Below are 14,126 nucleotides of genomic sequence, written 5' to 3'. Positions count from 1 at the left end.
CTCTGGATCGCGCGGAGGGCCGGACGGCTGCGTGAGGGTGACCTTGCGAGGAAAGTCCGGACTCCACAAGGCAACGGTGCCGGGTAACGCCCGGCCGGGGCAACCCGAGGGAAAGCGCCACAGAGAACAGACCGGCCCGGACTTCCGGGCCAAGGGTGAAACGGTGGGGTAAGAGCCCACCGCGGGACGGGCAACCGGACCGGCATGGCAAGCCCCACCGGGAGCAATGCCAAATAGGGATCGCATATGGGCCGCCTTGGCCCCGTGGTCCGGGTTGGCAGCTAGAGCCTGCGGGCAATCGCAGGCGCAGATGAATGGCCGTCTCACCCCTCTTGGGGTCAGACAGAATCCGGCTTACAGGCCCTCCGCGCTTACTCACGGCTTTGAACGCTTGACGCATCGATGCATGCCTCACACAGTCGACGCATGGACAATCTTCAGAACACAATTGCGATCCTTGGCGACCTGATCGCCTTTCCCACGATTTCGCCCGATAGCAATCTCGACATGATTGCCTATCTGGCAGAACGGTTGGACAGCGTTGGTGCGTGCGTGGGCATTTACCATGACGAGACGGGCAAGAAGGCCAATCTTTTTGCCACACTGGGGCCTGATATGCCCGGCGGTGTTGTGCTCTCTGGTCATACCGATGTGGTGCCTGTGTCCGATCAAAGCTGGACCAGCGATCCGTTCGTGATGGACGAACGTGAAGGGCGCCTCTACGGGCGCGGCAGTTGCGACATGAAAGGTTTTATCGCCGCAACGATTGCCCTTGCCCCTCTCTTTGCCGAGCGCGTCGGAGCGCGCCCTATTCATTTCGCCTTCACTCATGACGAGGAGTCGGGCTGTTTCGGCGCTCAAGCCCTGGCTGAGCAGTTGCGCGCCAAGGGCGTGCGCCCCGGTGTGGCGCTGATCGGGGAACCCACGTCCATGCGCGTGATCGAGGGGCATAAGGGCTGTTACGAATATTCCACGCATTTCACCGGGCTGGCCGGGCATGGTTCTGCCCCCGACATGGGCGTGAATACCGTCGAATATGCCGCGCGCTATGTCACGCGGCTCTTGCATCTCAAAGACGCCCTGCGCGCCCGTGCCCCCAAAGACAGCCGGTTCGACCCACCCTGGACCACGATCAATGTCGGCGCGCTGCATGGCGGCGTCGCCCACAATGTGATCCCCTCACGCACCTCTGTGGATTGGGAAATGCGCCCGGTGCAGACATCAGATGCGGATTACGTGAAATCCGATCTTGAACGCTATTGCGAAGAAGAACTCCTACCCGCCATGCGCGCCATATCGGACGAGTCAGGGATCGTGACCGAGATCATCGCCGAGGTCGAAGGGCTGGAACCCGCGTCAGAGAATGAAGCGCGCGATATCTTTATGGAACTGACAGGGGCAAATGGGGCTGATCTGGTGGCGTTTGGCACAGAGGCCGGGATTTTTCAGACCCTTGGTTTGTCCGCGGTGGTGTGCGGGCCGGGATCTATCGAACAGGCGCACAAAGCGGATGAGTTTGTCGCGATAGACCAACTCTCGCAATGTGTCGGCATGCTGGAACGACTCAGCGCCCGCATCGCCTGAGCCCTCACACCAGCCCCATATCCCGTGCCAGCATGGCAGCATGGGTCCGGTTTTTGGCCGAAAGCTTGCGCGACAGGGTTTTGACGTGAAGCTTTACCGTGACCTCCTGAATATCCAGATCGCGCGCGATTTCCTTGTTGAGCTTGCCTGCCACAAGACCCTGCAAAACATCGCGTTCGCGCGGTGTAAGCTGTACGGCCCCGGCAGGCGCGTTTTCGGTCAGATACGCATCAGGAGAAAACACCTCGCCCGACAGCATTATCCGCATGGCGGCAACCATATCCTCGGGCTTTAGGCTTTTGGGTAAGAACCCGGACGCCCCGGCATCAAGGGCACGTTGGGCGGCTTCTGAGGTTGTCTTCGTCGACAGTATGGCCACGGAACACCCATATTGCGACCGCATCTGAGACAGGCCATCAAGCGCCTTGTTATCCGTCCCCAGACAGCCGAGCAGCACAAGGTCGAAAGGACCCTCTTTGTCATACAGTTCGCTTGCAGCTTCGACGTTCTTGGTTTGCAGAACTTCAAAACCGCTTTGCCTGCGCAAATAGTCCGTCAGGGCTTCGCGCACCAAATCATGGCCGCCAGCGAATAGTATTTTCGACACTTCTATTTCCGTGTTCATGCTGCAAAAACGCAGCAGCCGACTGTAAACCAACGGGGTCAAGACTACAGGCACTTGTCCGAGCCACACAATGATGGCGTGCCGCGGATTAGTCGCACCTTTGAGACAAACCGGCGAATTACTTTTGAGTTTACCAAATATGGAAACAACAGGCATAGTTTACGTGGTTTTGGCGGATTGCGGTAGGGTCTTTGGCCGTCGTTTCTGTGTGTTTCCGCACATTTTCTTCAGTGAAGAGGCGCTTTCATACAAATCATGTAGATGATTCTCCAGGACTTTGATCATCCATGCGGGACAGAACTGACTGGCCGAACCACCCCAAGGAATAAACCTGGCGCCGCTTTACTTTCGATAATTTCAAAGGTTTTATTCGAACTGTTCAAATAACCCCAAAGGTTGGCGGCATGAAACCATCCCAGCTCAGCCTCAGATGGCTTGAGGTTTTTCTGATGACCGCGCAAAGCGGCTCGGTACAGACGGCCGCACAGCAGGCCGGTCTATCGGTGAGCACCGTCTCGCATCACCTCAAGTCGCTGGAAACCAAACTGGGTACACCGCTTTTTGATCACAGCCGTCGCCCCTTGCGGGTCACGGCGGCAGGCGCCGTGTTTCAGCGGGATGTGGAGGGCGCTCTGAAACTCATTCGCAAGGCCGAAGCCGAAGCACAAGCCGGGTCGGTGGGCGAAACGCGATCATTGGCCCTCGCCCTTATCGAGGATTTTGATGGCGACATTGCCCCCGAACTGGCGCGTCACCTGACCACCGCCATGCCAAAATGCCGGTTTCGCCATCTCACCCGGCCCAGCCATGAAATCCTGGACATGCTGCGCGCACAGGAGATTGACGTCGGCCTCGCGGCTCGCCCGCAGTCCGTACCGGACGCGCTCAGCGAGCACGCCATCCTGCGCGACCCTTATGTTCTGGCCTTGCCCGCTGGCGTCAAGCTGGCCGAAGACAGGCTCATTGCCGGGCAAACCGACCTGCCCTTTCTGCGCTATTCCTCAAATCAGCTCATGGCCCGGCAAATTGAACAGCAATTGCGCCGCCTGAACCGGGATCTGTCAGACCAGTACGAATTTGAAAGCACCCAAACCCTGATGCGTCTCGTGGCCGAGGGCGCGGGTTGGGCCATCACCACACCGATGAACTACCTGCGTGCGCAGAGGTTTCATCGTCAGGTCCGGCTGGCCCCTTTCCCCGACAAGGGATTTGCGCGCACGCTATCGATCTATGCCACCGACCTCGCCGATCCTGTGGTGATGCAAACGGTTACCGAGACCCTGCGCCGGCTGATTGAGACCCGCGCGGTGCAGCCTGTGATCGACGCGGAACCCTGGTTGCGGGATGCCTTTCGATTGCTGCCAGTCAATCGCTCAGAATCTTGAACCGCGCGCGGATGGCCGCGTCTTGTTCGGGCGTCAGGTAGTTGGGCGTATGCGTCTGCAAAACCTCCCGCGCCTTGTCGCGCGCCACGCTCCAGGCATCGGGCGCGCCCTTTTCTTGCCAACTGCGCGGCATGTCCCGGTCGGCCAGCTCTGGGTAAACATAGTCGCGCTCCATCGCCTCAAACGTCTGCGCACCGCCCAGGAAATGCCCCTCGCCCAGCACCGCTTCGCAAATCGCGTCAATGCCCAGATTGGCCTCGGACACCTCCACACCGCGCAACGCGCGATAAGTGGCGGCGTGCATCTCATTGTCGAGAATAAACGCCTCGAAACTGACCCCCAAGAGCGAGGCGGTCATGCCTGAGGACTCGTAAATCAGATTGCCCCCCGCCAGCGCCGCCGCAAGCGAGGTCAGCCCCTTTTCCGCGCCGTATTGCGCGTCGATTGCCTTGGCATCGGACATCGAACAAGCCACGCCACTGGGCAGGCCCAGCCAGTTGCTAAGTTGAGCTGACGCGGCATTGAGCACAGCTATCTCACCCCCGCCCCCGGCAAAAGCCCCAGTGCGCAGGTCAATCACCAACGGCCAGTTGGAAAAGACCATCGGATGGCCCGGTTTGATCACATGCACCATCGCAAGGCTCGCCAGCGTTTCGGCCAATGACTGAGCTAGAAACCCTGCAAGCGTGGCGGGTGCCGTCGCTCCGGCCTGTGCCGCCGTGATGAGCGACACGGGGATGTTGTGCGCCAAACATTCAAATGTGACATCCACTGCGTCCTCACCGTAGCGCATCGGGCTGATGACCGGGCTGATATGTGCCTTGAGCCATGGGCGTTTGGCAAAAGTTCCCGGCCCTCCCGACGCGATATCAAACATTTCGACAATCGGCGCGACGTGCTCAGGCAAGGTAAACGCCGTCGCGACAGGCTTCGTCGTGTTCCTGATCAGCGCATATGCCGTGTTCACATCCAGATCGAACGGGTCTTCAATATCCGTGGCGATGCAACAGCGCGTGAACCAGCTGACATTGGTCAGTGTGTCCTGCAACCGGGTGAAATCATGCAAGTCGGTCAATGTTGCGGGGCGGTATACCCCGGTCTCAAGGTCAAGCGTCTGCACCGCAGCCCCGCCTGTGCCGAAGTGCACCGCCTGTCCGCCCACGGTAATGCTGCGCGCAGGGTCCCGACCCTGAAAGGTGAACGTCTTGGCCGCACTGGAAATCGCCGCCTTGATCAGGTCTGGCGGCAGGGAAATGCGGTCTCCGGGCAATTCATGGGCGCCATTTGCAAGAAAGAGCGCCGCAAGGCGGTCCGGCACCTCACCCATCCCCAGCTCCTCTAACAGGCGCAGCGCAGTGTCAAAAATCTGCTGCAGATCGGTGTCCGTGAGTGGCTTGTATTGACCGCCGACTTGTCCAGGTGGGGCTGGGTTGATCGCAGGTGGCGCCGCTGCCTTGGCCAGCCGTTCGCGGCGTCCGGACCGACGCGACGGTTTTCTGGCCTCATTTGGCATAAGCGACCTCCTCAATGCTCGGCCTCATGGAGCGGCATTCGGCACAAACCGGCAAGTGAATTCGAAGTCAGATCAATAAGTCGTAAATCTAATTCGAATTTTTCGAATTCATTGACCCTATGATTGACGAAAAGACGATTTCCCGGCCTTAACCAGATGAACAGCTTGGAGTGGAGCCATGAAAACTCAGACCCGGTGCGTGGTGATCGGCGGCGGTATCGCCGGATGCTCGACCTTGTATCACCTGACACAGGAAGGTTGGACCGATGTCGTTCTGGTGGAGCGTAACGAGCTGACATCCGGGACGACATGGCACTCTGCCGCGCAGGTCACGAACTTTGGCATGAACCAGACCATGGTCGGACTGAAAACACATTCCATAAACCTTTACAAAGAGTTGGCGAACGATCCTGAATACCCGATCAACTATCACCACGGCGATGGCGGCATCCGCATGGCCAACACCGAAGCGCATATGGAGGGCTACCGTCACTTCGCCTCTATGGCGCGCGGGATGGATGTGCATTTCGAAGTGATCGACGCCGAGGAATGCGCCCGGCGGCATCCGCTTATTTCCACCGACAACCTGATTGGCGGACTGTGGGACCCGCTGGATGGCGATATCGACCCCGCGCAGCTTTGTCAGGCGCTGGCGCGGCGTGCGCGCAAGGCAGGCGCTGAGGTCTATCGCAACACGCCCGTGACCGCCCTCACCCAGCATGCCGATGACAGCTGGACGGTGCACACTGAACATGGCGACATCCGTTGTGAGGTGGTGGTTAACGCCTGCGGGTACCGGGTGAACGAAGTGGGCGCGATGATGGGCGTGCATCACCCGGTCATGTCGATGGAGCATCAGTATTTCCTGACCGAACCGATTCAGGCAATCATGGATGCCGGTCACCGTATGCCCCTGATCCGCTGCCCCATTAGCGATTATTACTGCCGGCAGGAAAAGAACGGGCTGCTCGTTGGGTTTTATGAGCAAGACTGTAAAACCTGGGGCATGGACGGGATTGATCCGAATTTCGTCAATGCGCTTTGCCCTGATGATCTGGACCGGGTTATGGACGTGCTTGAAGGCGCGTTTGCCCGAATGCCTGCGTTGCGTGAGACGGGCATTCACACCGTAGTCAATGGCCCGATCACCTACACGATTGATGGCGCGCCTCTGGTTGGACCCATACCAGGCAAGAGAAATGCGTTTTGCATCATAGGCTTACGCGCCGGTCTTGGAGAAGGCGGCGGACATGGCTGGTTGCTGGCACAGCAGATTGTGCATGGTGAGGCGTGCTATGACACCTGGCCGCTCGATCCGCGGCGGTTTACTGGGCACGGCAATGTGGAACTCACCGCCCTGAAGGCCATTGAAGACTACCAGAACGAATTCCGCTTCCACTTTCCGCATGAGCATCGTCCCGCCGGTCGTCCGATCAAGACCACGCCCCTGACGCCGGTTCTGGCCGCAGAAGGGGCTGAATTTGGCGTCGTAAACGGTTGGGAACGCGTGGATTTCTTCAAACCATCCCCTGACTTCAAGGAAACTCACTCTTTCCGCTTCAATGAAACCTTCGATGTGGTCGCGGCAGAGGTGAAGGCCATTCAGACCGGCGTGGGATTAACAGAAGTGAACGGCTTTAACCGCTTTGAGCTGACCGGTTCAGATGTCCACAGCTTCCTGGACCGTATGGTCTGTGGATCTGTCTCGCGCAAATCTGGTCGTGCGGGTCTGGCCTATCTGCTCAACCACCACGGCATGGTGAAGGGGGAATGCACCATCGCCAACCTGCCCGCCTCCGATCGTGGCCCTGACAGGGTTTGGTATGGCTCTGCGGCGGCATCTGAGGCACATGACATGGATTGGCTCTGTGCCCATCTGCGCCCTGATGAGGATGTGCAGATCCGGTCTTTGACCAATGACCAGACCATCCTTGTGCTGGCTGGGCCCAAGGCGCGCGATGTGCTGTCATCGGCCAGCCGTGGAGATTGGTCAGCGGCGGCGTTTCCGTGGCTTTCCGTGCGCGAATGCTTCATCGGCATCGCTCCAGCTACAGTCTTTTCTCTCAGCTTTTCCGGAGAGTTAGCCTATGAAATTCATGTCCCAAACAACCAGCTTTACGCCGCCTATCTGGCTTTGCGCCAAGCTGGGGAGCTGCATGGCCTGACCCTATTTGGCTCTCGGGCCGTCGAGTCGATGCGTCTTGAGAAAGGGTTCCTGCATTGGAAATCCGACATCCTGACAGAGTTCGACCCCTTCGAGACTGGCCTGGATCGGTTCGTGCGCATGAACAAACCGGATTTTATTGGTAAGGCAGCACTTGAAAACCGGCGCAAGCAGGGTCCGCAAAAGAAACTGGTCACGTTGGAAATCGACAGCCGAGACGCCCCCGCCCATGGTGGGGCATCGGTGATGGATGGCGAAAAAGTGATTGGCACGGTGACGTCCGGCGACTGGGGGCACAGGGTCGGCAAAAATCTGGCCTATGCCTTTGTAGATCCTGCATTTTCTGAGATGGGCCAGGAAACGCATATCGACATCATTGGCCATCTCACCCCCGCCAAGGTGATCCCTGCTTCGCCATATGACCCGGATATGACCCTGCCGCGCGGTTAGAAGCGTCAGCAAACTTGCCATTTTGCGGAACTTGTTTACCTTTTCGCAGCACACCACGCTTTGGGTGCGGCCTTGGGGAAGGTCCGGATGTCGGTAGTCAAACAACTCTTGATCCTGTGCTGTCTCGCAGGGCTCGCTTACGGCGGGTATGAGGGCTATCGCGCCTACTTGCTCCCCCAAGAAGAGGCCGAAACCGACGATCCGCCACGCCCGGTGACCATCGAGGTGGCCAAGGCCAAGACAAGCCGAATTTCCGAAACGGTCGAGGCCGTGGGCACCACCCGTGCGCTGCGTTCGATTGAGATCGTGCCCGAGGATGAAGGCCGCGTTGTGACCCTCAACATCACGCCGGGGGCAAAAGTCAAACAGGGCGATGTGCTTGTAAAACTTGACGAAACCATTGAGCGCGCCGATCTGGCGGAGGCCCGCGCGCGCATGACAGAGCAAGAGCTTGCGTTGGCCCGGATCGAGCGGCTTTTGAGCACAAGCGCTGTAAGCCAGGCGTCGCTGGAAGAGGCCACCGCACGTCTGGCCGAGGCCGAAGCCGCGCTGGAGCGCGCCCGCCAGAGGCTGGCCAACCGCACCATTGACGCACCGTTTGACGGCATCGTTGGCCTCTCCGAGATCGACGCAGGGGCGCGCATCGAGGCCGGCGATATGATCGCGCGGCTTGATGACCTCAGCCAGGTGGAGCTTGAGTTTTCCTTGCCGGAAACGCTCTTTGGCCGGGTTAACACTGGCCTCTCTATCGCCGCCACCAGCCCCGCTTTCCCTGACAAACGGTTCGAAGGCCGGATAGAAGCCGTCGATAGCCGCATTGACCCTATCGCACGCGCTTTCCGCACACGCGCGGTGATCCCCAACCCGGAAGGCCTCTTGCCGGCGGGCATGTTCATGTCCCTGACGCTGATCCTATCCGAGCTGGAAGCGCTAACCGTGCCCGAAGAGGCCATCGTATTTCAGGCCGCCGCCACTTACGTGTTCCTGATCGAAGGCGAAGAGGCCCGCAGGGTCTCGGTCACCACAGGGCCGCGCCGCGATGGGCGCATTGCCGTCCTGTCCGGTCTTGAAGAAGGCGACATCGTAGCCATTCGCGGCCTTGCACGCTTGCGCGATGGATCAACTGTGGTGATCAAAGCCGAAGGGAACGAAGGCACCGCGGCGCAGGATGGCGACTCATGAGGCTGTCGGACATGGCCGTGCGCCGCCCGGTTCTGGCCGCGGTGGCCAGCCTATTGATCCTTGTCTTTGGCCTTGCCGCCGTACAGTCGATCCCGATCCGCGAATTGCCGGATGTGGACAACGCCGTTGTCTCTGTCGACACCACCTATGTGGGTGCCGCGCCCGAAGTGATCGACTCTGACATCACCGAAACGCTGGAAGGCGCGCTGGCAACCATCAACGGCGTCCGGTCGATCAGTTCCGGCTCGCGCCCTGGACGGTCACGCATCACCATCGAATTTGAGGCCAGCCGCGATCTGGACGCGGCCGCAGCCGACGTGCGCAACGCAGTCTCCCGCGTGAGCGGCCGCTTGCCCGAAGAGGCCGAGGAGCCTCTGGTCATAAAATCCGACGCCGATGCCGACCCGGTGATGCGTCTGGCGATCACCTCAACCCGCATGACCACCGCCGAGATCACGGACTATATCGATCGGTTCATCGCCGACCGGATTTCGACCGTCGAGGGGGTCTCAACCCTGCGCATCTACGGTCAACGCCCTTTTGCCGTGCGCATCTGGATCGACCGGCGTGCCCTGGCGGCGCGCAAGCTTACCGTGGCCGATATTGAGACGGCGCTCAGGCGCAACAACATCGAACTCCCCGCAGGCGAGGTGAAATCCGACAGTCGTCAGCTTTCGGTACGCCTCAACAGCCGCCTGGGCAGCATCGAGGATTTTCGCGATCTGGTCATCGACCGCGTGGCAGGCTACCCCGTGCGCCTGCGTGATGTGGCAAGGGTTGAGCCGGGTGTGTCTGACGAGACCACAATCGTGCGCACCAATGGCAGTGATGCGGTCGGTATCGCCGTCCTGCGCCAAAGCCGCTCCAATACGCTTGCTATCTCAAATGCTGTGCGCGCCGAGATTGACGCCATTACACCCACCCTGCCCGAAGGCATGGAAATCATCGTCGGCTCTGATGACGCGCTTTTTGTCGGGGCCTCAATCCGCGAAGTGCTGATTGCGCTTTCCATTTCCTTGTCGCTTGTGGTGCTGGTGATCCTCGTTTTCCTGCGATCCCTGCGCGCCACGCTGGTGCCCGCCATTGCCATCCCCGTCTCATTGGTGGGCTGTTTCATCCTGATTTCAGCCTGGGGCTTTTCGCTCAACACGCTCACACTTCTTGCGCTCTTACTGGCCATCGGCCTGGTGGTGGATGACGCCATTGTGGTGCTAGAAAACATCCAACGCCGCATTGAGTTGGGGGAAACCCCGCTTGTCGCCAGCTATCGTGGCGCGCGACAGGTGACTTTTGCGGTGATTGCCACCTCGCTCACGCTCATGGCGGTGTTCGTGCCGCTCTCGTTCATGCCCGGACAGGTTGGTCGCCTGTTCATCGAATTTGGCTGGGTCATGGCGGGAACCGTTGCCATCTCAACCTTTGTAGCGCTGACCGCCTGCCCTGCTCTGGCCTCCAAGGTTCTGCGCGCGCGCCGCGAGGGCACCGAACGCACTCCGGATCACCGCACCTGGCCCCAGAAAGCCTATGAGGCCCTGCTCACACGCGCTGTGGCCATGCCGCTCGTGGTGATCGTGCTCGGCGGCTGTGTCACCGCGGGAGCGGCACTCTTCTATCAGGACCTCGCGCGCGAGTTGGCCCCGCGTGAGGACCGTGGCGTGGGGTTCGTGCCCCTGACCGCGCCGCAAGGCAGCACAGTCGCCCATTCCGACCTCGCCGCGCGACAGGTTGAGGAAATCCTGGACCCCATACGCGAAACCGGCGTGATCGAAACGGTCTTTACCTTCACCGGATGGGGCAATCGCGCCTACCGATCTTTCGTTGTCTTCCGGCTTGCCCCATGGGAAGAGCGCGATGTCCCGGTCAGTGATGTGGTCGACCAGATCCGCGAGCGGATTGATGAGGTCACGATTGCGCGTGGCTTCCCCGTCACCCCTGCCGGGCTTGGCCTGCGCGGCAATTCCACACCGGTGCGTGTGGTGATCAGCGGGCCAGATTTCGAGAGCGTCAAGGACTGGTCTCAGGACCTGCTGGAGCGCGCGAAAGAGATCGACGGGCTGGTCGACCCCGATATCAACTTTGAACAGAACCTGCCACAGCTTGACGTGCGCATCGACCGCCAGCGCGCCGACGACCTCGGCATATCCGTAGAAACCATCGCCAACACGCTGCAAACCATGCTGGCCTCGCGCGAGGTCACCGGTTTTGTCAGTCAAAGCCGGGAATATCCGGTGATCCTGCAAGCTGAAGGCAACCAGCGCCGCACACCATCGGACATTGCCAATATCTTTGTGCGCGCGGCCGACGGAGAGACGCTGGTGCCTTTGGGTGCTTTGGTGGCACTAGAGGAAAACGCCGCCGCCCCGTCCCTGCGCCGGTTTGACCGCCTGCCCTCGATCCAGCTCTCCGGCTCGCTGGCCCCCGGTGCCAGTCTCGGCAATGTGCTGAGCGCCGTGGAAGACGGCGCTGCTGAGATCCTGCCGCCAGAAGCCAAGCTTGGCTATTCCGGCCAGTCACGCACCTTCAAAGATACCTCAGCGGGGATCGGGCTGGTCCTTGCGCTGGCCATGTTGATTGTCTTCCTGGTTCTCGCCGCGCAGTTTGAAAGCTTTGTGCACCCGATCACCATCATGCTCACCGTACCAGCGGGTATCGCCGGGGCAATCTATGCCATGGCCATCGGGGGGTTGACGCTCAATGTCTATAGCCAGATCGGGATCATCCTATTGGTGGGCCTTGTCGCCAAGAACGGCATCCTGATCGTGGAATTTGCCAACCAGCTGCGCAGCGAGGGATTAGAACGGCGCGAGGCGGTGATCCGCGCCTCGGTCCTGCGCCTGCGGCCGATCGTGATGACGGTGATCTCGACGGCCCTCGGGGCCATGCCGCTGGTTCTCGCCACCGGGGCGGGTGCCGAAAGCCGTCAGGCGATTGGCACGGTGATTGTCGCCGGCCTCTTGCTGGCCAGTCTGCTGATGCTGGTGGTCACGCCAGTGCTTTACGACCTGCTGGCGCGCTTCACCAAACCCCAGGGCGCGCTGGAGCGTCGTCTGGAAGCAGAGTTGAGCGAGAAACCCGCCGCACTCTAGCCTTGAGGTGCTGATTCCTCACCTTCAGCAAAGACAGCAATCAAACATCCGGTTTCCGTATGCGAGGAATGCTCGGTCCCCGGCGCCAGCCAGACCACATCCCCCTGCCGATACACTGTCCCGTCATTGTCGATCAATTCGCCTTCGAGCATCAGGAATTCCTCCGCGCCGCCATGCTGGTGCGGGGTTGAGCGTGATCCGGGATCCATTTTGTAGATGTAAAACCCTACATCCCGCGGCAAGTCCGTGTTGAGCTTGAGTATCGAGGTGCCCGGTTCGTTCTCATCATCAAATGCCTTAAACGCGGCTGCATCCGCGATATTCGCCACCCGCCGCTCATGCGCTTTGATCGGTTTCATCCCTTAGGCTCCCACAATTCTTCTGGCTCAAATTATCCCCGCCGAAGGCTCCGACGCAAACTAAATCGTGCCTTGTTGCACGCTCCTACGAGAGGGGTATCTGACGGTGCTGTCAGACGGATGGTCTCGGAGCTTGTTTGAACTTCAGTAATTTGTTGGGTTTGGTCGTCAAGTAAGACTCCGGAACCGCCCTGCCCGCCCGAAAGCAGATTCAACTGACACTGCCGAGCCGAGGGAAGATTTTCCCATGCTGCACGAGCAAAACGACCTTTCTGTTGTGGAGCCAAACACTATAACAAAGATCCGCCGCACCCGCAGGTTGGCTTTGCCACATCACTCCTCACGCAAGGCCTGTAGCTTTGCCTAAAAAGCTTGCGGTACCACGAATTGTCTGTAATTCCTGCCTTGTAACTGCTCGGACGACCCATGTGCGCACTCTTGAAAATTGTCCACCTGCTGATGTTCTGTTCTTCAAGCGCTCGCTAGCGACCGCGCGGGACAGCGAGGACGAAGTTCTTGTGCTCTCGCGTCATAAGAACATTGCCTGTGGTCTTCTGGATCAATTTGACGTTTCGCACCAACCGATTTCTTCAGCCACCACCGGATTGGGGATATTCGCACGTGAATTGATACGCAGAGATGTTGCAACCTTCCGCGATGCGTGTGTTACCAGATGTCCTGATTGGGGGATGGCAGTGGTCGACGCGCTTGACCGCCACCAAAAGTCATGAGCGTGCCTAAGATATCCATCGTTATGGCGGTACATAACGGGATGCCGTATCTTGAAGATTGCCTAGCGAGCGTGTTGTCGCAGAGCCTCACCGATTTCGAATTCATCATCATTGACGATGGCTCGAACGATGGCAGCACTGCAGTGCTTGAGGCGTTGGAAGCTCGGGACCACCGCATCAAACTGACCCGCAATTCGAGTAACATGGGTCTAACACGCTCGTTAAATGTTGGCTTAGAGCAGGCGCAGGGAGAGTACATCGCCCGGATCGATGCCGATGATCTCTGCCACGCGAACCGGCTGGAGGTACAACTTGAGGCGATGCTCGGCGATCCGGATCTCATCATCCTTGGATCGGGCTATAGGATCATCAACGAACACGGCACGCCGCAGGGCCAGGTTTCAGTTGCTCTTAGCGATGCGCGTATCCGCTGGTTGCTGGGCTTTTCCCCACCCAGCTTTCATCCCACTTACTTCTTCCGAAGGCTTGCACCGGATGGCAGGGTGGTGCGCTATGACGAAGCGTTCCGTACAGCTCAGGACTTTGATCTATGGTCGCGGCTCTCTGAGCAAGGGAAAGGACGCGTGCTGTCAGACGTGTTGATCGATTATCGTAGGCACGCAGGCGGCATCTCGGTCGCGCAACAAAAGAGGCAGGCAGAGGATGCGCGTAAAATCTCACAGCGCAACCTTGCCGCACGATTGCCCCCGGCTCTGTTGGCCGAACTTGATCCGCTTACCGCTCTTTTGAGCGAAGGGCAGGAAGCGCGTGGTTCAAGAGTTAAAACCGCTGTTGTCGCGATGCGCAAATTGCTGTCGTATGACAAAGACCTTTTTGCCGACCCAGCTGACCGCGCGTGGATGCAACGAACGGCGGCGGGGTTGTTAGGTGACGCGGTGTTGTCTCGCGGCACGGCGATCAAGCGTCCGATAGATACGTTGCGATTCCTCTTCCATGCAGCAGATTTCCTGCCCACGCTTGCCAAAGCGATAGCCGAGCGACCTGCAACCGCACGTAAGGCTCTCGCACGCCTTGCAAGGAAGTAGC

General features: G+C 59.4%; 9 protein-coding genes and 1 other RNA gene. 7 read left to right on the top strand and 3 right to left on the bottom strand.

Annotation, left to right across the window (positions count from 1 at the left end):
* Positions 1–11: 11 nt before the first annotated feature.
* Together rnpB and argE are read left to right on the top strand one after the other, a co-directional pair.
* An RNA gene (gene rnpB / locus RZS32_RS14070) (RNase P RNA component class A) lies at positions 12–373 on the top strand.
* Between the two features lie 53 nt (positions 374–426).
* On the top strand, positions 427–1,584 hold the full coding sequence (gene argE, locus RZS32_RS14065; protein WP_317057592.1) for an acetylornithine deacetylase: 1,158 nt from the start codon (positions 427–429) through the stop codon (positions 1,582–1,584).
* Between the two features lie 4 nt (positions 1,585–1,588).
* Here the strand turns inward: argE and RZS32_RS14060 are convergent, their stop codons facing one another.
* Complete coding sequence (locus RZS32_RS14060; RefSeq protein WP_317057591.1) at positions 1,589–2,191, bottom strand: response regulator transcription factor; 603 nt, start codon at positions 2,189–2,191, stop codon at positions 1,589–1,591.
* A 422-nt stretch (positions 2,192–2,613) separates the two neighbouring features.
* On the opposite strand from RZS32_RS14060, the gene RZS32_RS14055 reads away from it, so the two are divergent.
* Entirely contained in the window at positions 2,614–3,594 is a 981-nt protein-coding gene (locus tag RZS32_RS14055) for a LysR family transcriptional regulator (RefSeq protein ID WP_317057590.1), read from the top strand.
* Here RZS32_RS14055 and RZS32_RS14050 read toward each other — a convergent pair.
* A complete protein-coding gene (locus RZS32_RS14050; RefSeq protein ID WP_317057589.1) occupies positions 3,575–5,107 on the bottom strand; it encodes a trimethylamine methyltransferase family protein in 1,533 nt (510 codons plus the stop codon). The two genes, RZS32_RS14055 and RZS32_RS14050, sit on opposite strands and share 20 nt — an antisense overlap.
* A gap of 178 nt (positions 5,108–5,285) precedes the next feature.
* Here RZS32_RS14050 and RZS32_RS14045 point away from each other — a divergent pair, with 178 nt between their 5' ends.
* From RZS32_RS14045 to RZS32_RS14035, 3 genes are all read left to right on the top strand, one after another.
* A complete protein-coding gene (locus tag RZS32_RS14045) occupies positions 5,286–7,721 on the top strand; it encodes a GcvT family protein (protein ID WP_317057588.1) in 2,436 nt (811 codons plus the stop codon).
* 87 nt (positions 7,722–7,808) lie between these two features.
* A complete protein-coding gene (locus RZS32_RS14040) occupies positions 7,809–8,903 on the top strand; it encodes an efflux RND transporter periplasmic adaptor subunit (protein WP_317057587.1) in 1,095 nt (364 codons plus the stop codon).
* Positions 8,900–11,989 (top strand): efflux RND transporter permease subunit, encoded by a 3,090-nt coding sequence (locus RZS32_RS14035; RefSeq protein ID WP_317057586.1) that lies wholly within the window; start codon positions 8,900–8,902, stop codon positions 11,987–11,989. Before RZS32_RS14040 ends, RZS32_RS14035 begins: the two co-directional genes overlap by 4 nt.
* On the opposite strand, the gene RZS32_RS14030 is transcribed toward RZS32_RS14035, so the two are convergent.
* Complete coding sequence (locus RZS32_RS14030; RefSeq protein WP_317057585.1) at positions 11,986–12,348, bottom strand: cupin domain-containing protein; 363 nt, start codon at positions 12,346–12,348, stop codon at positions 11,986–11,988. The two genes, RZS32_RS14035 and RZS32_RS14030, sit on opposite strands and share 4 nt — an antisense overlap.
* A gap of 727 nt (positions 12,349–13,075) precedes the next feature.
* Between RZS32_RS14030 and RZS32_RS14025 the strand changes: the two genes are divergently transcribed.
* Positions 13,076–14,125 carry a glycosyltransferase family 2 protein gene (locus tag RZS32_RS14025; RefSeq protein WP_317057584.1) on the top strand — a complete coding sequence of 350 codons (1,050 nt, stop codon included), beginning with the start codon at positions 13,076–13,078 and terminating at the stop codon, positions 14,123–14,125.
* Position 14,126 lies beyond the last annotated feature (1 nt).

This window comes from Roseovarius sp. W115, from assembly GCF_032842945.2.
In the GTDB taxonomy this organism is placed as follows: Bacteria; Pseudomonadota; Alphaproteobacteria; order Rhodobacterales; family Rhodobacteraceae; genus Roseovarius; species Roseovarius rhodophyticola.
This window is presented reverse-complemented; position numbering and strand designations above follow the sequence as displayed.